Annotated in this window: 18 protein-coding genes, 1 tRNA gene and 1 pseudogene; 5 read left to right on the forward strand and 15 right to left on the reverse strand. The window is 70.3% G+C overall.

What is annotated here, in order from left to right; all coding sequences use genetic code 11:
* Positions 1–50: 50 nt before the first annotated feature.
* Positions 51–578 carry a peptidylprolyl isomerase gene (locus JJV70_RS06715; protein WP_219046801.1) on the reverse strand — a complete coding sequence of 176 codons (528 nt, stop codon included), beginning with the start codon at positions 576–578 and terminating at the stop codon, positions 51–53.
* Positions 579–945: 367 nt separating this feature from the next.
* Here JJV70_RS06715 and JJV70_RS06720 point away from each other — a divergent pair, with 367 nt between their 5' ends.
* Positions 946–1602 carry a DUF5324 family protein gene (locus JJV70_RS06720; protein WP_219046802.1) on the forward strand — a complete coding sequence of 219 codons (657 nt, stop codon included), beginning with the start codon at positions 946–948 and terminating at the stop codon, positions 1600–1602.
* Positions 1603–1782: 180 nt separating this feature from the next.
* On the opposite strand, the gene pknB is transcribed toward JJV70_RS06720, so the two are convergent.
* The 6 genes from pknB to JJV70_RS06750 all read right to left on the reverse strand — a co-directional run bounded on the left by pknB (position 1783) and on the right by JJV70_RS06750 (position 9770).
* Complete coding sequence (gene pknB / locus JJV70_RS06725) at positions 1783–3819, reverse strand: Stk1 family PASTA domain-containing Ser/Thr kinase (RefSeq protein ID WP_219046803.1); 2037 nt, start codon at positions 3817–3819, stop codon at positions 1783–1785.
* A 130-nt stretch (positions 3820–3949) separates the two neighbouring features.
* The gene (locus JJV70_RS06730; protein WP_219046804.1) at positions 3950–5401 is read right to left on the reverse strand and encodes a penicillin-binding protein 2; all 1452 of its coding nucleotides are present in this window, start codon (positions 5399–5401) and stop codon (positions 3950–3952) included.
* Complete coding sequence (locus tag JJV70_RS06735; protein WP_219046805.1) at positions 5398–6795, reverse strand: FtsW/RodA/SpoVE family cell cycle protein; 1398 nt, start codon at positions 6793–6795, stop codon at positions 5398–5400. Before JJV70_RS06735 ends, JJV70_RS06730 begins: the two co-directional genes overlap by 4 nt.
* 14 nt (positions 6796–6809) lie before the next feature.
* On the reverse strand, positions 6810–8399 hold the full coding sequence (locus JJV70_RS06740; RefSeq protein WP_219046806.1) for a Stp1/IreP family PP2C-type Ser/Thr phosphatase: 1590 nt from the start codon (positions 8397–8399) through the stop codon (positions 6810–6812).
* A 65-nt stretch (positions 8400–8464) separates the two neighbouring features.
* A complete protein-coding gene (locus JJV70_RS06745; RefSeq protein WP_219046807.1) occupies positions 8465–8971 on the reverse strand; it encodes an FHA domain-containing protein in 507 nt (168 codons plus the stop codon).
* Between the two features lie 10 nt (positions 8972–8981).
* A complete protein-coding gene (locus JJV70_RS06750) occupies positions 8982–9770 on the reverse strand; it encodes a DUF3662 and FHA domain-containing protein (protein ID WP_219046808.1) in 789 nt (262 codons plus the stop codon).
* Between the two features lie 396 nt (positions 9771–10166).
* Here JJV70_RS06750 and JJV70_RS06755 point away from each other — a divergent pair.
* Positions 10167–10250: transfer RNA gene (locus tag JJV70_RS06755), tRNA-Leu, on the forward strand.
* Positions 10251–10456: 206 nt separating this feature from the next.
* Here the strand turns inward: JJV70_RS06755 and JJV70_RS06760 are convergent.
* Positions 10457–12181, reverse strand: a complete 1725-nt coding sequence (locus JJV70_RS06760) for a hypothetical protein (RefSeq protein ID WP_219046809.1) — start codon at positions 12179–12181, stop codon at positions 10457–10459.
* On the reverse strand, positions 12182–13093 hold the full coding sequence (locus JJV70_RS06765) for a hypothetical protein (RefSeq protein ID WP_219046810.1): 912 nt from the start codon (positions 13091–13093) through the stop codon (positions 12182–12184).
* 111 nt (positions 13094–13204) lie between these two features.
* Here JJV70_RS06765 and JJV70_RS23365 point away from each other — a divergent pair, with 111 nt between their 5' ends.
* Entirely contained in the window at positions 13205–13516 is a 312-nt protein-coding gene (locus tag JJV70_RS23365; protein WP_219046811.1) for a helix-turn-helix transcriptional regulator, read from the forward strand.
* Between the two features lie 215 nt (positions 13517–13731).
* Here the strand turns inward: JJV70_RS23365 and JJV70_RS06775 are convergent, their stop codons facing one another.
* On the reverse strand, positions 13732–14430 hold the full coding sequence (locus JJV70_RS06775; protein ID WP_219046812.1) for a hypothetical protein: 699 nt from the start codon (positions 14428–14430) through the stop codon (positions 13732–13734).
* A 228-nt stretch (positions 14431–14658) separates the two neighbouring features.
* Complete coding sequence (locus JJV70_RS06780) at positions 14659–15924, reverse strand: AAA family ATPase (protein ID WP_308294711.1); 1266 nt, start codon at positions 15922–15924, stop codon at positions 14659–14661.
* On the opposite strand from JJV70_RS06780, the gene JJV70_RS23370 reads away from it, so the two are divergent.
* Positions 15833–16051 (forward strand): hypothetical protein, encoded by a 219-nt coding sequence (locus tag JJV70_RS23370; protein WP_219046814.1) that lies wholly within the window; start codon positions 15833–15835, stop codon positions 16049–16051. The genes JJV70_RS06780 and JJV70_RS23370 overlap by 92 nt on opposite strands.
* A gap of 1395 nt (positions 16052–17446) precedes the next feature.
* Positions 17447–17899 (forward strand): hypothetical protein, encoded by a 453-nt coding sequence (locus JJV70_RS06790; protein WP_219046815.1) that lies wholly within the window; start codon positions 17447–17449, stop codon positions 17897–17899.
* 89 nt (positions 17900–17988) lie between these two features.
* Here the strand turns inward: JJV70_RS06790 and JJV70_RS23460 are convergent.
* The 4 genes and pseudogenes from JJV70_RS23460 to JJV70_RS06810 form a co-directional block, all read right to left on the reverse strand.
* Positions 17989–18321 (reverse strand): annotated as a pseudogene (locus tag JJV70_RS23460) (hypothetical protein); the annotation flags it as partial.
* A 132-nt stretch (positions 18322–18453) separates the two neighbouring features.
* Entirely contained in the window at positions 18454–18822 is a 369-nt protein-coding gene (locus JJV70_RS06800; protein ID WP_219046816.1) for a transposase family protein, read from the reverse strand.
* Positions 18822–18977 (reverse strand): hypothetical protein, encoded by a 156-nt coding sequence (locus tag JJV70_RS06805; RefSeq protein WP_219046817.1) that lies wholly within the window; start codon positions 18975–18977, stop codon positions 18822–18824. Before JJV70_RS06805 ends, JJV70_RS06800 begins: the two co-directional genes overlap by 1 nt.
* A gap of 204 nt (positions 18978–19181) precedes the next feature.
* Positions 19182–20270, reverse strand: a complete 1089-nt coding sequence (locus tag JJV70_RS06810) for a branched-chain amino acid aminotransferase (RefSeq protein ID WP_219046818.1) — start codon at positions 20268–20270, stop codon at positions 19182–19184.
* Positions 20271–20275 lie beyond the last annotated feature (5 nt).

A 20275-nucleotide genomic window follows, 5' to 3' on the forward strand; every position in this document is an offset into this window, starting at 1 on the left:
CCGCCGTGTCCCGGTCCGCGTCCCGGTCCGGGTGCCGTGCTCCGGGCGGTTCAGCGGCGCGTGATCTCGACGGACTCGATCACCACGTCCTGCACCGGACGGTCCGTGCGCGGGTTGGTCTGGGCGCCGGCGATGGCGTCGACGACCTTCTGCCCGGCCTCGCTGGTGACCTCGCCGAAGATGGTGTGCTTCCCGGTGAGCCAGGTGGTGGGAGACACGGTGATGAAGAACTGGGAGCCGTTGGTGCCCGGGCCCGCGTTGGCCATCGCCAGCAGGTACGGCTTGGTGAAGGCCAGGTCCGGGTGGAACTCGTCCTTGAACTCGTACCCCGGGCCGCCGGTGCCGTTGCCCAGCGGGTCACCGCCCTGGATCATGAAACCGCTGATGACGCGGTGGAAGACGGTGCCGTCGTACAGCTTCTTCGTCGACTTCTCGCCGGTGCCCGGGTGCGTCCACTCGCGGGTGCCCTCGGCGAGCTCGACGAAGTTCTTCACCGTCTCGGGCGCGTGGTTCTCGAAGAGCTGGACCTCGATGGGGCCCTGGTTCGTCTTCAGGGTGGCGTAGAGCTGCTCGGCCACGATCAACCTTCCCTAGTCCTTGCTGACGGTCCCCGATCCTCCCATGGCCGCCGGGGACGATGGCCGCGAGGCTCGCATCGGAGTGATGATCGGGCGAAGTCGGGCAACAGGATCGGCCGAAACGGCGCATGAGGCGGCGAATCGTGGCATGGTCGGCTCCGGGTCGCGCAGTCACGTCCGCCACGGCTGGGGACGTGGGTTCCGGGCCAAAGCGGGGTACCCGTGACCCGACGTGACCCGATCGCCCGGCCACGCGGGCCGAATCCCGCACTCCCAGGCATGATTTCGCCATGGGTGTAAAGGCGAAGAGGAAGTGACGTTTCCGGGGCGAGGCTCCGGACCACGTGCCACCGAGGAGGAGGATCTCGTGACCCGCAAGGACAGCGCGCGCGCCGCGACCGGCACCGCCAGGGAAAACGTGCGGCACGCCGTGGACGTGGTGGGGCCCAAGGCCGCCCTCGCCGCGCGCCAGGCGCAGCACACCGCACGGGACCAGTACGAGAGCGTGCTCGCGCCGCGCCTCGCGCAGGCCCGCAACGCGCTGCCGCAGGGCGTGGACGAGGCCGCCTCGCGCGTATCGAAGAAGACGCGGAGGGCCGCCAAGGAGGCACGCAAGTACGCGGGGCCGAAGCTGGAGGCGGCCCGCGCCGCGGCGGCCCCGGCGCGGGACGAGGCGCTCGACCGCTCGACGGCGGCGCTCGCCGCGCTGCGCGGTCAGGTCACGGCGGCGCAGGTGGCCAAGCTGAACAAGAAGCGGGTGCGCCGGGCGCGCACGGGGCGGGCGGTCAAGAAGCTCGCGGTGCTGGGCATTGTCAGCGGGCTCGCGATGGCCGCCTGGAAGTGGTGGGACCAGCAGGCCAACCCGGACTGGCTGGTCGAGCCGCCCGCTCCGACGGACGTCTCCGACCGCGCGTCCGCCACGGCGGCCGACGGCTCGCTCGACACGGAGGTGCAGGCCGAGCTCGACCCCGAGGTGCAGGCCAAGCAGGCCGAGTCGGACTCCTCCGAGGACGGCAACCGGTAACCGGGTTCCCGCGCGTTCCGAAACGACGGCGGCCCGGACCCACCTCACCGTGGGCCCGGGCCGCCGTCGTTTCGCTGGGGGCTGGGGAGTGCACTCGTGCCGGAGGGTGAAGGGCGGCGGGGTGGCCTTCACCCTCCGGTGCTGGGTGAAGGCCACCCCGCCGGGTGACGCGGCGCGTGGTCAGTCGTTGTTGCCGCGACCGCCGGAGAAGAGGCCACCGAGCGGGTCGTCGTCGTTGCCGCCGTTCCCGCCGCCGTTGTCGTTCCCGCCGCCGTTGTCGTCGTCACCGGCGGGCAGCGTCGTCAGGGTCACCGTGGAGCCCTTGTCCACCTGCGTGCCGGGGGCGGGGTCCTGCGCGATGACCACGGCACGGTTGTCCTGCGGACCCTGCACCTGGACCTGGAACCCGGCTTCCTGGAGGGTCTTCACCGCGTCCTTGAAGCGGGCGTTCTGCACGTTGGGCACCTGGACCTGCTCGACCTGCGGCGCCTTGGCCACCGTCAGCGTGACGGTGGCGCCGCGTTCGGTCTGGGTGCCGCCGTCGGGGCTCTGGCTGAGCACCGTGCCCGGAGCCTTGTCCTCGGACTCCTTCTCGGTCACCTCCACCTGGAAGCCCGCCTGGGTGAGCTGCTGCTTCGCGGCGTCCACGTTCTGGTCCACCACCGGTGGGACCGTGCGCGTCTCGGTGCGCACGACGGACAGTGTGATGCGGGTGCCCGGGTTGGCCTCCTGGCCGCCGGCCGGGTCCTGCTTGATGACCGTGCCCTCCGGCTCGCTGGAGGAGGCGACCTCCTGCTGGGTGACCTCGAAACCGGCGTCCTGCAGCTCGCTCTGCGCGTCCTCGAAGCTGTCACCGACCACGTCGGGCACCTGCACCGGCTCGGGGCCGTCGGAGAGGATCAGCGTGATGGTGTCGCCCCGGTTCACCTCGGTGTCGGCGGCCGGGTCCGTCTCGCAGACGGTGCCCTTGTCCTCCTCGCAGTGCTTGCTCGCGCCCTCGCGCACCTTCAGCTCGACGTTGTCGGCGCGGTCCGCGGCCTCCTGCACCGTCAGCCCGGTCAGGGTGGGCACCTTGACGCTGGTGTCGCTGCCGCCTCCGCTGCCGCTGAACAGCACCTTGCCGATGAAGATGGCACCGATCAGGATCAGCACCGCGGCGATGACCAGCAGGATCGTGGAGAGCTGGCTGGAGCGCTCGCGTCCCCGGCCGCGTGGTTCGCCGTACCCGTAGCCGCCGTCGTCCTCGCGCAGGGGCGGCAGCATCGAGGTGTGGCCGCCGTTCGCGGTGCGCAGCGCCTGGGTGGGCCGGTCCTCGGGTCGGCCCGCGTAGCCAGCGCCGTAGCCGACGGCGCCGAGCGCGGCGGTGGCGCCGACGGGCTGGCCGTCGAGGCACGCCTCGATGTCGGCGCGCATCTCGTCGGCGCTCTGGTAGCGGTAGTCCGGGTCCTTGGCGAGCGCCTTGAGGACGATCGCGTCCTGCTCCGGGGCGATCTCCGCGTCGTAGGTGCTCGGGGGCTGCGGCTCCTCGCGCACGTGCTGGTAGGCGACGGCCACGGGGGAGTCGCCGACGAACGGCGGCCGCACCGTCAGCAGCTCGTACAGCAGGCAGCCGGTGGAGTACAGGTCGCTGCGCGCGTCCACCTGCTCGCCCTTGGCCTGCTCCGGGGAGAGGTACTGGGCGGTGCCGATGACGGCGGCGGTCTGCGTCATCGTCACCCCGGCGTCTCCCATCGCACGGGCGATGCCGAAGTCCATCACCTTGACCTGCCCGCTGCGCGTCAGCATGACGTTGGCGGGCTTGATGTCGCGGTGGACGATGCCATTGCGGTGGCTGTACTCCAGCGCCTGCAGGATGCCGGCGCACATCTCCAGCGCGCGCTCGGGCAGCAGCTTGCGGCCGGAGTGCAGCAGCTCACGGAGCGTGGAGCCGTCCACGTACTCCATGACGATGTAGGGGATGGAGATCCCATCGACGTAATCCTCGCCGGTGTCGTACACGGCGACGATCGCCGGGTGGTTCAGCGACGCGGCCGACTGGGCCTCGCGGCGGAACCGGGCCTGGAACGTGGGATCGCGAGCCAGGTCCACGCGCAGGGTCTTGACGGCAACGGTACGGCCCAGACGCGTGTCGTGGGCCAGGTAGACCTCGGCCATACCGCCGCGGCCGAGCACCTGGCCCAGCTCGTACCGGCCGCCTAGGCGACGCGGCTCGTCCATATCTCCAGCCCTCTCCGTTCGTCCGGGCCACACCGGTGTGGCGCCCGGCGGCGTGCTGCCCGGCATACCGTACCCGCCGAAGGAGGACGCCCCGGACGGCGTCCGGACGCCGGAACCCGGCCGCGCACGCTCACCGGCCGGACCCCAGGACGGCCTGCATGACGCTCTTCGCGATCGGCGCGGCGAGCCCGCCACCTGAGATTTCGCCGCGCTCAGCGTTGCTGTCCTCGACCACGACGGCGACCGCGACCGGGGAGCCGCTCTCCGTCATGGCGTAGGAGATGAACCAGGCGTAGGGGCTCTCACTGTTGTCAACACCACGCTGTGCGGTGCCGGTCTTGCCGCCCACGGTGACGCCGTCGATCTGGCCGTTGGTTCCCGTGCCCTCCTCGACGACGTGCTCCATCATGTCCTGGAGCTTGGCGGCATTCTGCGCGGACAGCGCCTGGCTGAGCTCCTCGGGTTCGGTCTGCTCCACGACGCTGCGCGGTCCCTCCAAGCGCTCTACCAGGTAGGGCTTCATCAGCTTGCCGTCGTTGGCGATGGCGGCGGTGACCATGGCCATCTGCAGCGGTGTGGCCCGGTTGGACGCCTGGCCGATGCCCGCGAGGGCGTTCTGCGGGTCGTTGTCCTCGGGGTAGACGCTCTCGGCGGCGCGCACCGGAACGAACTGTTCCTGGTTGTAGCCGAACTTCCCGGCCACCTCGATCATCTTTTCGTTGCCCAGGTCGTGACTGATCCCGGCGAAGGTGGCGTTGCAGGAGTACTGCAGGGCGACCTTCAGCGTGGCGTCGTCACACGGCGGGCTGCCGAAGTTGCTGAGGGTCTTGGTGGACTGCGGGAGCTGGAACGGGTCCTGGATGCCGGAGGGCTGGTCCACGTCGTACCGGCCGCTCTCCAGTGCCGCCGCGGCGGTGACGACCTTGAACGTCGAGCCGGGCGGGTAGGTCTCGCGCAGCGCCCGGTTCAGCATCGGCTTGTCCACGTCGTCGTTCAGCGCGACCCACTGCTTTTGGTCCTCGAGCGAGTTGCCCGCGAAGGAGGAGGGGTCGTAGGACGGGGTGCTGGCCAGGGCCAGGATGGCGCCCGTGCTCGGGTCGAGCGCGACGACGGCGCCCTTCTTGTCGCCCAGGCCCTCGAACGCCGCGCGCTGCGCCTCGGCGTCCAGGGTGGTGACGACGTCGCCGCCCTGCATCGGCTTGCCGGTGAGCATGTCGATGGTGCGGTTGAAGAACAGCCGGTCGTCGGTGCCGGTGAGGAACTCGTCGTAGACGCCTTCCAGCAGGGAGGTCCGGAACGCCTGGGACGCCCGGCCGGTGACCGGCGCCCACATCTCGCCGTCCTTGTAGGTGCGCTTGTACTGGAAGTCGCTGCCCTCGGTCTCCGTGGAGCCGGTGACCGCCTTGCCCTCGACGATGATGTCGCCGCGCGGGTGGGCGTAGCGCTCGACGGCGACGCGGCGGTTGCGGTCGTCGCTTTGCAGCTCCTCGGCCTGCACGAACTGCACCCAGTTGACCCGCACCAGCAAGGCCATGATCAGGATGCCGCAGAAGATGGCGATCCTGCGGAGCGGCTTGTTCACGTCCTCACCACCTGGGTCATCTCGACGTCGGGATTGGGCGCGGGGGCGGGCGCGGGGCGGCGCGCGGTGTCGCTGATCCGCAGCAGGATCGCGAACAGCGCCCAGTTCGCGATGACGGACGAACCACCCTGGGCGAGGAACGGCATCGTCATACCGGTCAGCGGGATGAGCCCGGTGACGCCGCCGGCGACGACGAACACCTGGATGGCGAACGCGCCGGACAGGCCGACGGCCAGCAGCTTGCCGAACGGGTCGCGGGCGGCCAGCGCCGTGCGGATGCCGCGTTCGATGAGCAGCCCGTACAGCAGCAGGATCGCCATCATGCCCGTCAGGCCCAGCTCCTCGCCCACGGTGGCGAGGATGTAGTCGCTCTTGACGGCGATGCCGCCGATGAAGCGCGTGAAGCCCTCGCCGAGCCCGGAGCCGAACAGGCCACCGGAGCCGAAGGCGTACATGACCTGCGCTGTCTCCGTCACCCCGCCGTTGGCGCCAGGCTCCAGCGGGTTCAGCCAGTTGTCCACCCGGGCCGCGACGTGGCTGTTGAACGAGGCGACGAACACCGCGCCGCCCGCCGAGAGCAGCAGGCCGAACAGAATCCAGCTGGTGCGCTCGGTCGCGACGTAGAGCATCACCACGAACATGCCGAAGAACAGCAGCGACGTGCCGAGGTCGGTCTCGAAGACCAGGATGAGCAGGCTCAGCGCCCAGATCGCCAGGATCGGCCCGAGGTCGCGCCCGCGCGGCAGGTACACGCCCAGGAAACGGCGGCTGGCCAGCGCCAGCGCGTCCCGCTTGACCATCAGGTAGCCGGCGAAGAACACCGTGATGACGATCTTGGCGAACTCGCCGGGCTGGAGCGAGCCGACGCCGGGGATCGTCACCCAGATCTTGGCGCCGTTGACGGGCGGGAAGAACATCGGCAGCGCCAGCAGCACCAGCGCGACGGCCATGGAGATGTAGGTGTAGCGCTGGAGGATGCGGTGGTCCTTGAGGAACACCAGCACGGCCAGGAACAGCCCCACGCCGAGCGCCGACCACATCAGCTGGCCGGGCGCCGCGTTCAGCGGCTTCACCCCCGCCTCCTGGTCGAGCCGCCAGATCAGCACCAGCCCCAGCCCGTTGAGCAGGGTGCACAGGGGCAGGATCAGCGGGTCCGCGTAGGGCGCGAACTTGCGCACCAGCAGGTGCGCGACGCCCGCGATCAGCCCCAGCCCGAGCCCGTAGCCGACCATGCCGGCCGGAACCGTGCCGTCCTTGGCCAGCCCCACGTTGGCGTAGGCGAAGACGGGGATGACGACGGCGAAGACGAGCATCGCCAGCTCGGTGTTGCGGCGCGAGGGCAGGCCGCCGGCGGAGACCTTACTGGTGCCCGCGGTGGTGGTGTCGGTGCTCATCGAATCAGGGCCCCTCACGGCGTCCGGCACGACTTGGCGAGCCGCTTCTGCTCGTCGGTCAGTACGGGGGCGGAGGACGGATTGTTCGGGTCCTTGGGGCTGGGGTCGTCCACGGCCGGGGTGCCCCCGGTGGCCGCGTCCGCGTCCTCAGTGCCGTCCTGACCGGAGTCCTGACCGGCGTCCTGGCCCGCGTCCGTGCCCGGCTGCCGCTGGTCGGCCTCCTGCGTGGCCCGCTCGGCCGCCGCGCGCTGCTCCTCGACGATCTCGCACACCTCGGCCTGCTCGCCCAGCTCCTCGATCTTGTCCCGGGCCTGGGCGAGGCTGCCCATGGAGATGTTCTCCTTGACCTGGTTGCGCTGGTACACGGGGAGGTACTTGAGTTCGATACCGGTCGGGTCCTGGACCTCGCCGAGGTCCAGCGGCCCGAGCTGCTGGCTCAGGCCCCGGTAGAGGGCGACGGTGTCGCCGTCGGCGCCGACGTAGTACTGGGTGCGCGTCCACTTCCAGGCCGCGTACAGGCCCCCGCCGAGCAGGCCGAGTGCCAGGACGATGAGCAGGCCGCGCTTGAACCATCCGCCGCGCTTGCGGGGCCTGCGGAAGCCGGGCTGGTCGCCGTCGTCGGAAGCGTCGGCATAGGGGGCGCCGAACTCGCCGCCGCGCCCGGACTCCGGCGTGCCGGGCGCGGTGCCGCTGCCGGGCGGGCCGAAGCCCTCCGGCTCGCCCGCCCCGGGCTGCTGGGGCACCGACCGGCTGAGCGCGGCCGCCCGGGACGCCGGGGTGGCCTGCGCGCCGGGGCCGTCGCCGTGCGGGTGCTGGGTCTCGGCGACGGCGCCCACGACGACCGGGGTGTCGTTGAGCTGACCGGCTGCCTTGTCGCCCCCGTCCACGTCCAGCACGTCGGCGATGATCACCGTGATGTTGTCCGGGCCGCCACCGCGCAGCGCGAGCTGGATCAGCTCCTCGACCGTGTCGTGCGGGCCCTGGTAGGAGGCGAGCGTCTCCTCCATCGTCTGGTGGCTGACGACGCCGGACAGGCCGTCGGAGCAGATCAGGTAGCGGTCTCCCGCCCGCACCTCGCGGATCGACAGGTCCGGCTCCACCCGGTCGCCGCTGCCCAGCGCGCGCATCAGCAGGGAGCGCTGCGGGTGGGTGGTGGCCTCCTCCTCGGTGATGCGGCCCTCGTCCACCAGGCGCTGCACCCAGGTGTGGTCCTGCGTGATCTGGGTCAGGACGCCGTCGCGCAGCAGGTAGGCGCGGCTGTCGCCGACGTGCACCAGGCCCAGCCGCTGCCCCGTCCACAGCAGCGCGGTGAGCGTGGTGCCCATGCCCTCCAGCTGCGGGTCCTCCTCGACCATGACGCGCAGCTGCTCGTTGGCGCGCTGCACGGCGTCCCCGAGCGCGGTGAGCACGTCGGAGCCGGGCACGTCCTCGTCCAGCTGGACGATGGTGGAGATCACCTCGGAGCTGGCGACTTCGCCCGCCGCCTGGCCGCCCATGCCGTCGGCGACCGCGAGCAGCCGGGGACCGGCGTAACCGGAGTCCTCGTTGTGGTCGCGGATCATGCCGTCGTGGCTTCCGGCGGCGAAGCGCAGTGACAGACTCATGCGCACCTCGCCCGTCGGCTCCGGATACATCCGCACGGTGCCCACCCTCCGGTCGTCATGTTCGTCTACTTCCGCAGCTCGATGACCGTCTTGCCGATGCGAATCGGCGCTCCGAGCGGAATCGGCGTTGGTGTGGCGAGCCGGTTCCGGTCCAGGTAGGTGCCGTTCGTGGACCCGAGGTCCTCCACGATCCACTGGCCGTCCCGGTCCGGGTAGATCCTGGCGTGCCGGCTGGAGGCGTAGTCGTCGTCCAGGACCAGCGTCGAGTCGTGGGCCCGGCCCAGGGTGATCGTCTGGCCCTGCAGGTTGACCGTGGTGTTCATCAGCGACCCCTCGGTCACCACGAGCTTGGTCGGGGCGCCGCGACGGCTCCGGCCACCCCGGCCGCCCTGCGTGCCGGACGGCTGCGGCGCCCGGCGCGGCGCGCGCTCCGGCCCCCGCGCCGCGGCGGTGCGCTGGGTGACGCGGGTGCCGAACAGGTCACTGCGGATGACCTGTACCGCGATGATGACGAACAGCCACAGTACGGCGAGAAAACCCAGCCGCATGACCGTCAGGGTCAGCTCTGACATTGCCCCCGCTTCACCCTTCGGCTTGCCGGTAAATGATCGTCGTACTGCCCACGACGATCCGTGAGCCGTCGCGGAGCGTAGCGTGCGTCGTCCGCTGCCCGTCCACCACGATGCCGTTCGTGGAACCCAGATCCTGCACCGTGACCGTCGGGCCGGTGCGGACCTCGCAGTGTTTGCGGGAGACGCCGGGGTCGTCGATGCGCACGTCCGCCTCCGTCGAGCGGCCGAGAACCAGGGTGGAGCGGGTGATCTGGTGGCGGGTGCCGTTGATCTCCACCCAGCGCCTGACCTGGCTCGCGGGCACCGGCCCGGGCGCCACGCCGCCGTCGGGCGGCGGGGCCATGGTCATCCGGGGTGCGCCGGAGGGCATCGGCGGGATGCCGCCGGGCTCTGGGCCACCCGGGCCATCCGGGGCCTGCGAGCTGCTGGCCGCCAGGGTGCGGCTGCGCACCCGGTACAGGCCGGTGTCCAGCTCGTCGGCCTTCTCCAGGTGGACCTTGACCGAGCCCATGAAGGTGTAGCGCTGCTGCTTGGCGTAGTCGCGCACCATGCCCGCCAGCTCGTCGCTGAGCTGCCCGGCGTAGGGACTGAGCCGCTCGTGGTCGGGTGCGGACAGCTCCACGATGAAGTCGTTCGGCACGACCGTGCGGTCCCGGTTCCAGATCGTGGCGTTGTTGTCGCACTCACGCTGGAGGGCGCCAGCGATCTCCACCGGCTGGACCTCGGACTTGAACACCTTGGCGAAGGTGCCGTTGACGAGACCTTCGAGCCGCTCCTCGAAGCGCTTCAGAACTCCCACGGTGCACCTCCTTCCCAACTTCCGGTGTCCTAGTGCGCCGCTACCCCGCGCAGGGCAGAGCGACCGGTACTGCTTACTGATCGTATCCACGCGTCGGCCGGACAGCTGGTTCCGCTTGTCCGCCCGGCACCCGGGTGTCACCTCTCACACGATTCGTCCCCTCGGAACGTTCCCGGGACAGCGTCCCGCGCACGGCACCGACGGGGCGAATCGTTCCCCCGGATCGTAGAGGCGTACGTGGCCAGTGTCCCCCACCTTCGCCGGAGCCGGGGGTCGCCGTTATGGATGTGAGAGCACCTCCGGCAGCGTGCTAGTCTTCTGGATGTCGGCAGGGAGCGGACGCGAAACGGCCCGGGAACCGGGCAGGGAAGCGAAGCTCCTGACGACAACACCCATGCGCGGGTGGCGGAATAGGCAGACGCGCTGGATTCAGGTTCCAGTGCCCGAAAGGGCGTGGGGGTTCAACTCCCCCCTCGCGCACACCGGGACACCGACGAAAGTGTCCTTGTAGCACCGACGAAACGGGCTCATCGTGATCACGATGAGCCCGTTTTGCTGTGTCTGGGCAGGTCAGGTGTGGTGTGTGGTGCTTGCACGCGTGACTGCCCGGCGGCTTGACGGCCGCCGGGCAGTCCGGTTCTGTGTCTTCGGTTGTGGATCTTCAGTTGGCTGCTGGTGTGACCTCCTTACGCGGTCGTCTCGGTGAGGTACCCCTCGGGGGTCCAGGTGCCCAGGGGTTTGGTCTTGCGGCGGCGGGTGGGGCGGCGGTGGGGGTGGCTACCGTGGAGCGTGATGCTGCCGGCCCAGGTGGCGAGTTTGCGTTTGTTGGCGTGGGCGAGCTGGAAGGCCAGCAGGATGGCCTGGGCGGCGATGCCGCGGATGCGGCGAGTGCCACCGGATTCAAGGCGCTCGTATAGGGGGTCTTTGCCGAAGCCGTTCATGCCTTCGATGGCGTTGCGGAGCCGGAAGTAGACGCGCTGCCATTCTTCGGTGCCGTACTGGAGGGGCTGCCAGAGCTGGGCGCCGGCTTCGGGCGGGATGGTGATGGTGTGCTGGGTGCAGGCGGTGGGCGGGCCAACGGGGCTGGGGGCGGGGTCGATGAGGGGCAGGTGGATGCCCCGGCCGAGGGTGTAGGGCTTGAGAGAGCACTGGGTGCGGTTGGCCTCGGCGGGGCACATCATGCGGCGGTGGCCTTCGGCGTCGGCGCGCTGTTTGGGCAGGAAGAGGTAGGTGGTGCGCTGCCGGATCCGGTTGATCCAGGTCTGTTTGTCGATCTTCTTGGCTACGAGGTCCTTGGTGGCGTCCTTGAGGGGCTGGGGCATGGAGGGGCAGTACCAGTTGCCCTCGATGAGTTCGGCCCCGGCGAACTGGGCCTGCACGCCGAGCTGGTCCTTGGCGTAGTCGTAGACGGGCTGGTAGCCCATGGCGCGGATGGGGAGCTGGAACTTGTCCGGTTTCTGGTCGGGGTAGAGGCGGTCGCCGGCGAGGTAGCCGCGGGGGTAGCGGGGATCGACGTGCTGGAGGGCTTCGAGGGCGACTTCAGCGGGGCGGTGGCTGGGCTTGTCGAGGGAGAAGGCGACGACCAGGGACGGGACGACGTCGGGGTTGGCCGAGCCGTCGGGCAGGGGTGTGCCGTCGTGGTCGGGGTCGCGTGCGACGACGAGGCAGGCGTCGTAGCCGTACAGGCGCTTCTTGATGCGCTCCTGTGCTGGTGTGTCTGTCAGGAGGGGGTCTTTGTGTTTGGTGGTGCGGACGTACCAGCCGGCGTCGGGGTCGCTTGCCGTGACCGGGCTGTCGGAGGACAGGCCTTTCGCGTAGGTGCCGATGACGGTGGCGTCCAGGACGGCCGAGCCGTTCCAGCGACCTTCGAGCAGGGGGTGGGCGTCGAGGAGGGACATGGAGAGGATTCGGTTGGCGACCCGCAGCATGAGCGAGCGCCTGCTGGCGAGCTCGTCGGGGTCTGCCTCGCCGAGGAGGCGGGCTACGAGCTCGCGGTCCAGGCGGTGGTTCTTGGGCAGCGGTGAGGGGTCGACGGCTTCCTCGATGCGGTGGAAGAGGCGGCGGACGACTCCGTACGCGGCTTCGAAGCCTTGGGCGTGGTCAGGGTAGTAGGGGATTTTGAGGCGCTCGCGGGTCTCGTCGGTCAGGGCGAAGTAGAGGAGGTTGGTGACTGACGCGAAGATGACGGTTCCGGCGTTGCGCGCGGCGGCCAGACACATGCCGAGCAGCAGGGCCCGCACGGTGAGCGTCCGGTTGCGGCCGGTGGACTGGGCGACGAGGGGTTCGACCTCGGCGACGAGGCCGGAGGCGTCCAGCGCGGTCAGTACCTCGTGGACCTCGGTGTCGGGGACGGGTGGGCGGCGGGTACGGAGCTTGTCGAGGTGATCCTGGCGGTCGAGTCGGCTGGTCATCTACAGCTCCCTGAGCATGGCGGCGGCCTGGTCGGGCGGGAGGTTGCGGACGTGGGGCAGGATCCGGTCGATGGAGCGCAGGGTGGTCAGGCCGGCGGCGGCTATGAGGGTGGGCAGGTGCATGCGGGCCTCGATGGCGTCGACGAGCCAGGTGGCGCGGGCCCGGCCCATCACCAGGGCCGGCGTGCCGGGCGATTTCTTTGTCCGGGCGAGGAAGTTGGTGACGGTGTTGGTGCCTCGGGCGTGGCTGCTGGGGCGGAAGAGGTAGCGGGCCTGGCCGGGGCGGGCGGCCCAGGCGGTGGCTTCGGTGAGGACCGGTGCCCAGGCGGTGCGGCACAGCACGACGCGGGCGCGCTGTCCGCGGACGGTGACGCCGACGGCGCCGTTGGGCGCTTGGCGTACGTCGTGGGTGCGCAGCGGGATGATCTCGGGTGAGTCCAGGGCGCAGCCGAGCCCGAGGGCGAGCAGCAGCAGGCTGCCGGAGCGGAGTTCGTCGGTGGGCTGGGCGCGGGCGGAGGCATACAGCTGGGCCTGCTCGGATTTCGTGTAGGGGTGGGAGGGGTCGGAGCCGGTGTAGGCGGCGGGGTTCCCGGTGATCAGGTCGGGGCCGAGCAGGGCCTGGCGGAGTTTGTTGAGGCGGCAGCGTCGGTTGGAGCGGGACGACTCGTCCACGTGGAGGTAGCCGGTGGCCAGGTACCACTCGATCGCCTCGGAGGTGAGCAGGTGTTCGGCCTTGGTGGGGCGCCCGCAGGCGTCCGCGTGCGCGGCGGCGTACGCCAGGGCGCCCAGCCAGTCGCGTGCCTGCTTCGGTGTGGCGGGCTTGGCCTTGGTCACCGCGCGGCGGCAGTCCGGGCCGATGCGCTCCCAGACGGGGATGGGGAGCTTGGGCCGGTACCGGTCGATCGCGTCCATCGTGACTCTCCACCAGGAATAGACCCCGGGTGGGGTAATATTCCAATAACATTCGGTGGGAGTGGCGGCCGTCGTCATCCCGGGAGGTCCGTATGGGCGAGACTCTTTGCCGTGCCACAAGGAGACAAGCGCAGCCGCAGGCCCGTCGGGTACGTCCTTGAGGGCACCTGGCCGGGCGCTGTGCTCGATGACCACCACGGGGCGCGGGTCGCCCAGGAAGTGGCCGCAAGGCTGCGGAAGGTGATCGACGCGAACGGCTGGTCGATGGTGGAGGTGGCCCGGCGGACGGGTGTCGACCGGCTGACCGTCACGCGCGTGCTCGCCGGACAGGTGTGGCCCGACCTGCTGACGATCGCGACCTTGGAGAAGGCTCTCGACGTGGACCTGTGGCCCGGACGTGAACCGGGCAATCCGCCGCGATGAAATCGCATGGGCATTCGGCTCCTTGAAAAAGAGGCAGGATGAAATGGCCGAATGCCGTACACAGCCGGGCGGAGCCGGGTAGTGTCGGAAACGGCCTTAGCGGGCTATGACCGCCGCCGCAGACCCAGGGGGGCAACCCTGGGCCGTCCTACGCGGCGGCGGTTATTAAGTTATACGGGTGCGCCTGCGGCGATCATTGCTCGCGGGAGCCTATGTCAGGCGAATCTCCAGTTCATGCGGGGCCGGTAGTAGGTGTGGAAGTCGCCTTCGACGGTCACGCGTTCCAGAGCACCGCGCCGGGCGAGGTTGCGGAGGTTCTCGCGCAGCGCACGGCGGGCGGCGCCGTCACTCTCGCCGACACCCAGGAGCTCGGCGACATCACCGGTGCCCCAGTTGGTGTCGGGCCGCTGGGCCATCACCGTGAGGATCTGCTTCATCCGGGCCCCCCGGACGATCACCTCGGCGGGGGCGTCGTCCTGCATGTCGGACGGCAGGCCCGTATGCTCGGCGGAGGTAGCTTCCCGGGGCGGGGGGTGAGGGCCGGGGGCCGCATCATGCTCCGGTTCGGAAGGGTCCGTGTGCGGCGACGCGGCGCGCGGCGGAGGATCCGGCGGGACGATCTTGAGCTGGGGGCCCGGCTGGCCGGCCGCTGAGGCGCCTGAGCCGTCCTGCCGCGGACCAAACGTCTCGTGAGCGGTCTTCAGCGCGGACCGTGCTGTCGTCACGGCCGCCCACACTTCCTCCCGCCCCGAGGCGAGCCGCATGCGACGCTCCCTGAGCAGTCGCAGCGACTGCTCAGCCTCGTCGATACCGGCGTCGCACTCCTTCAGCGCCGCGTCGAACTTCCGGGCCCACCGTTCGAGGGCGTCCGGAGAATCATCCGGGATGATCTGCTCAGTCGCCTGAAAGGACATGGCGCCACGGTAAAGGCAGGAAGCCATATATGTCCTGCCTTCTTCACGACTGGCAGCGGCATTCGATGGACAAGGGAATCGCTGTGCCGTTTTGTCCTGGTTATATATTCGTTGCTCGAATGAATAGGCGATGAAATCGGGTTCGCTGGCTTACGGTTCCTTCGGGGAACTCTGGGTAGATGGCCAAGGCGACCACGCGGGCTGTCGCCGTCCCGGTACAGATGGCCCTCAGGGGGTCATGCCCTGTTTCGGTGGCGCTGTGTATTGCCAGGGAGCGGCGAGGTCGTCGAGCAGTGCGCGGGTGAGGTGCTCGGTGCCGTCCCGGATGGCACGTACGGCCCCACTGCGCAGGAGGTAGCCCACGCGGTCGGCCCGGCCACCGGTGAGCCGGTGCAGATGACCGGCGAGGCCCGGGAGAGTACCCATCGTGTGCCTGCGCAGCCGGAGGGCCGATTCCGCCCACGCCAGGTAATCAGTCCAGGCCCGGTCGCACGGCATCGGGCTCAAAGTCAGGTGCAGCAGACGGCGGCTGGGCCCGAGGCCGGGCAGGGCAGCCGCGTGGCCGGCGAACACGAAGGTGGCCGGAATCCGATCGCACAGGTAGTCCACGGTGTCGGACAACAGGGTGGCCGAACCCCTCGCTGTGTGGAGGTACTCGAACTCGTCCACCAGGACCAGCCCCGTCCCCAGTCGGGCCAGGGCGTCGCTCGTCTCCCTGGCCAGAACCGCTATCCCGGCCCGCTCGCGGACCGGGACCGCGGCCTGCCGGGCCAGCTCCGCCAGGAACACGCGTGGGGTCGTGGCCGGCGGCACCCGGACATAGACGACCGGCAGGCGGGTGCTGCCGGCGGGGAGCTGTGTCCTCGCCGTATAGCTCTGGCCGAGCGCCAGCAGCGCCGTGGTCTTGCCTGTGCCGGATTCGCCAGTCACCACGAGGCCACGGCGAGCCCCGGAGGTGTGTTCGTTGAGCAGCACCAGTTCCTCGGCCCGGCGGATCGTGGCCTCGACATCGGGGGTCGGGAGAGGGAGCCGGGCGTGGTACTCGATGCGCGCCTGGTCCAGCGCTCTGGCGGAGGGTGTCGTACCCGGTTCCAGCGGCGGGGTCTGGGCGGCGAAGGGAGAACCGACGGATGAGGACGGAGGAAGGGGATCGGCACATTTGCTCAGCGGCAGCAGAGGCGCGGGCGCGGTGGCGGGCACGGCGACCCACGAGTCCTGCGCCGTGCGAGCCCACACCTGCCGGGTGTCGTGCGGGTCCCGGCGTACCTCGACTGGTTGCTCCCCGCGCAGCGCGTCCAGGCCAGGGCTGTCGTAGTGGTGCCCGCGCACGTTCAGACCGGTCGCGGTCACGCGCCGACGCTCGCCGGGCAGCAGGCCGGCGAACGCCTGCGGGGAGGGCGGCGTGGCGACCCAGCCCGCCCGGGCGGTGAGTACCGCGTACGTGTGCGCCCTGCTGCGCGCGCTCCGGCATAGCGAACTCGGGGTTCTGCCGATGGATTTCGTCGTGGTTCCATTCCTCTTGGGTAAACGCGTCGAGCAGGTCCTGCACCATGGCCACGGGCCACCCGGCGTCCCGGGCCTGGTCGCCCCGCACGGACCGCAACCAGGTGCTGAACTGTGAGGCCAACGTCCTGGCCGCGACCTCGGCGCGGCGTCGCGGATACGGAAGCGAACCGGGCGCCGCGCGCACGAGAACACCATGACGGCGGCAGGCGTCCGCCAGCCGGGGGAAACCGGGCACTCGGTCCCAGAACAAGGTCTGGGGCCGGACGAGCGGGGGCAGCGCATCCCCGGCGTGCAGTCCGCCCGGAGCCGGGACTTCGTGCTCGCAGAGCCAGTTCGCCCGCCGGTCCGGGGGCATCCATATCCGGGCCAGCAGCGCGGCCCCGTCCACGGGCCGTGAACTCTCGCGTACGACGGCGGTCAGAAGCACCTCGGTGTCGACGTCCAGGGCGAACACCACCTCCAGGTCCCGCCGCTCGACGTGCGGTAGCGGCAGCGGGGGAAGCCGCACGGCGTCCACGACGACCTGTCGTCCTGGCCATTGCTCCGGACTGGCGATCAGGCCCGCGGCATCCAACTCCGTGTACAGGCGATGGAAGGTCGTCCGCGACGGCAGCACCAGCTCCCCTGAACCGGCCTCCGCCGCGAGGATCTGCCCGACCCGGCGACGGACCGCCTCGATCCCCGGCCGACCCCCGACCGACTCCGCCACCACCCGGCGCACCGCGTCCACAAGACGTGGATCCCACCTCGCCCCGAGCTCCTCACGGCGCCCCGCCCGGCCGTCCGCCAGTCCGGCTGGCCCCTCCGCCTCGTACCGCTGCCGCTTACGCCGCACCGTTCGGGCGGACGCCCCTCGTACCCCCGCCCGCCGCAACTCCTCGGACTTCGCCTCCTCCCGCTCGCCCAGCGTGCGCCGTGCCGGATCGAACTCAGGTCTCGGCCGCGCACCCGGCGGGGCACCGGGAGGCAGCCCAGTCAGGACCTCGACGATGTGCGGAAGCCACCAGCGCGCCCGCTCAGCGGCGTCACCCACGGGCAGGGGCGGGCCTGGCACGGGTGCTCGCGCCGCTTGGTCCAGTACCGAGAATCCCCGGCTCCGCATCAGCGTCACCACGTCCGCCTGCCGCTCGCCTCCCACCCCGTCCGTCAGCGTCAGGACCCGACCGTACACACCGGTGACGGTATACGCCCGCCCGTCGAGGCGGACCCGGTCACCCACACCCAACCAGTCCGGCCACACCGCGTTCATCTGCACCCTCGGTCCGGATACGGGGCCGGTCCGAGCCGCACCGAGACGCGCCCCCGTCGTGTTCACACCACGACGCGAGCGCTCCTCAGCCCCGCTCGGACCGGCCAGCCGTGGCGTTCAGTGAACTGGATGCGGAGGAAGCCGACTCGGGCCGCCTCGGCATCCAGTTCACTGAACGCCCTTACGGACAGATCCTGCCCCACACCACCCGGATGGAACACCCGGGATGATATTCCTATATCGACGGGTGAGGGTGGTCACATGATGCATCCCGCACACCGGGGCACCGCCGTCCGTGGCGTACGCCGCACCCTGCTGATCGTCCTGCTGTCGCACGACAGCAGGACGATCCTCCTCGAGCACCGACGCGATGAGCCAGCCTGGCGACCTCTGTGCGTCGACGTACCATCACATCGCTCCTACGCGCGTGCCGCGCACCAGTGGCAGCGGCGCTGGGGTAGCTGCTCGGGCATGCGCCGAGGCTCGGTGACCGGGCGGCTGACAGTCGGAGCGGCCTCGGGGCGCCATGACTACCACCTGGTCATCCTCAAGCTCTCCCGGGAGGAAGACCCGAGGCTCTTCTCGTGCTACGGGAGGTGGTGGCCGGTCGTGGACGTCGATTCCGCAGTTGTGTTCCCCAGGGAACTCGGCGTTCTGATGACCGGCTACGTCGGGGGATGGATCCCGGACGGCCCCATCGCCCTGGACGCCTGAGATCGTCCTGAAGGGTGGATCACTCGCCTCTGGAGCAGGAAGCGCTTGGTGCGCAGTCGCCAGCCAAAGTGCCGATGATGGCTGCGAGTTCAGCTTGTGGGACCTGTCGACCGACCACGTGGAGCCGGTTGGCCAATTGTGTCTCCAGGTCGTGCAGGATCCGCACGGCCACGGCGAGGTGCCTCAGAGCCCTGTCGGTCAGAACGACGAGCTTGCGCCGCCCGCCAGCGGGATGCGGTCGGCGTTCCACGTAGTCCCGCTTCTCGAGGTCGTCGATGATCTGGCCGTACGCGCTCCAGGACGCGCCATCGCTTGAGTTCGGCGAAGGCTCGGTCGACCGGGCCGCGGAGCCGGGCCAGGGCGGTGTTGGCCTGTTTCTCCCAACCGTTGTGGCTCTTGCCCTTGGGGCGCTTGATCGGGGTGCGGACCGTGCCGCCGGCGCCTTGGTAGCCCGAGTCGGCAGTGGTCTCATGTCCGCCTCGACGATGCCGTCTGCGCGTGCCGCGACGATGTCCTGGGTGGAGCCGGTGCGCGCGTTGCCGAGGAAGACGAGTTCACCGCCGGGTGTGGTCAGGCCCTGGACTTCCTCCCGTGGTCGCGGTGCTTGGCGTTGTAGAGCGGGTCGGGGTGGCCTCGGTGGCCTGGGCCGCGCAGCGCCAGGTGGGGATCAGGGTGCCGTCCAGCAGCAGGCGTCGTCCGGGACCGGCGGCCTGAAGCCCGTCCGGGGGTGTGGGAGCGAGTGGGGCCAGGGCGGCGATACCCTCGTTGACGTAGCGCCAGGCGGGGTCGGTCGACACGCCGAAATGCGCGCCGAGTTGCGCGAACGTGTCGCCTTTGGCCAGCCAGACCAGCAGCATCATGGCCTGGTCCCAGCTGGTCAGAGCCCGCCAGGAGCCCCCTGCCTCACTACCTTCGGGCGGCATCAGGTTCTCCAGCCAGGAAACCAGGTCGGACGGGACCAGGACAGTTCCGCTTCCCTCAGCTCGGCCAGGACCCGGTCCGCTTCCTGACGCAGCACCTCCACCCGGCGCGAAGCATCCCGCTCCCGCTCCTCCAGCAGACCGATCACCGACGGCATCCCGAACCTCCACGACCGCACCGACACGACGTGCACTGCCTGCCACGGAAACCCCGACACTGTGCCTGACCAGCGGAAACCCGGCGATCAAGTACGGAAAGACAACAGCTTCTCATGTCCGCGGACTACCTGCTGGAGAAGCTGTTCTCCGACCTCCTCGACGGCGAGCTGCTGGTCGGCCGCGAGCAGCACGGCGACGGCGCCTCATGCCTTGGCGGGGATCGGGCGCAGCCAGCCCGCCGGGTCGGGCGTGTGACCATGCTGCACGTCGAAGAGGGCGCGGCGGATGGCCATGGTGACCTCGCCGGGCTCGCCGTTCCCGACGGTCCAGTCGGTGTCGCCGTCCACGACCCGGGTGACCGGCGTGACCACGGCGGCGGTGCCGCACGCGAACACCTCGGTGATGACGCCCCGCTCGCACTCGTCGCGCCACTGTTCCACCGAGATCAGCTCCTCGCCGACCTTATGGCCGAGCTGGTCGGCGAGGGTCAGGAGGGTGTCCCGGGTGACCCCCGGAAGCAGGGTTCCGGTGAGGCGGGGGGTCACGAGTTCGGCGTCCGGGCCGGTGCCGCGCACAAAGCAGAGGTTCATGCCGCCCATCTCCTCCACCCAGCGGCGCTCGACGGCGTCCAGCCAGACAACCTGCGCGCAGCCCTTCTCCCGGGCCATCCGCTGGGCCACGAAGGAAGGCGCGTAGTTGCCGGCGACCTTCACATTGCCCGTGCCGCCGGGCATGGCGCGACTGTACTCGCGGTTGATCAACACCGAGACACTCTCCACCTCGTCCCCGAAGAAGCCGCCGGCGACGAACGCCATCAGCAGGAAGCGGAAAGACGGGGAGGGGCGCAGCATCAGGTTGTCGTCGGTGGCGAAGAGCAGCGGACGCAGGTAGATGCTGTGGGCGGGGTTGTCGGAGAGCCAGTCCTGGTCGGCGGTGACCAACCGGTCGATGGCCTCCAGGAAGAGCTCCTCCGGCATCTCGGGCATGGCCAGGCGGCGGGCGGAGGCCCGGAACCGGCGGGCATTGTCGCGGGGACGGAAGACCGCCACCGACCCGTCGGCCTGTCGGTGGGCCTTGATGCCCTCGAAGATGTTCTGCCCGTAATGGAGGCCGACGGTGCCGGGGTGCAGGGAGATGTTCCGCAGCGGCGTCAGTTCGGCCTGGTGCCAACCGCGTTCCTCATCCCACAGCACGCTGTACATGTGGGCGGTGTAGGTGTCGCCGTGGCCAGGGTCCGTGATACCACCGGCGGGTGGGACGGCGGCGGGCGGCTCGTGGTCGGTCGTGGTCATGTCGG

This window comes from Streptomyces sp. JJ66 (assembly GCF_019303495.1).
Taxonomy (GTDB): domain Bacteria; phylum Actinomycetota; class Actinomycetes; order Streptomycetales; family Streptomycetaceae; genus Streptomyces.